The 273-nt window shown below is 32.6% G+C and carries 1 pseudogene; it reads right to left on the bottom strand.

From position 1 onward, the window contains the following. Positions 1 to 273 (bottom strand): annotated as a pseudogene (locus ACTG3Y_RS12250) (polyphosphate kinase 2 family protein); the annotation flags it as partial.

Raw genomic sequence — 273 nt, 5'->3', positions numbered from 1 at the left:
CCGTTGGTTTTTTAAAACTATGCGCTACAATTCCTCTAACATTAAATTCTTTGAACACTTCGCGAATCAGACTATCTTTGCCAGCAGTATCCATACCTTGAATACACATTAAAACCGCATATTTACCGTGAGCATACATGGTGTTTTGAATATCTGCCAAATCTTCACTTACATGCCTTAATGCTTTCTCAATAGTCTTTTTTTTCTCACCTAAATCTAATTTAGTGGGTAAGTCTTCTATTTTAATTTGAGATTTTATTTTAAAATCCTCAA

The sequence above is a fragment of the Winogradskyella sp. genome (assembly GCF_965656915.1).
Taxonomy (GTDB): Bacteria; Bacteroidota; Bacteroidia; order Flavobacteriales; family Flavobacteriaceae; genus Winogradskyella.
This window is presented reverse-complemented; position numbering and strand designations above follow the sequence as displayed.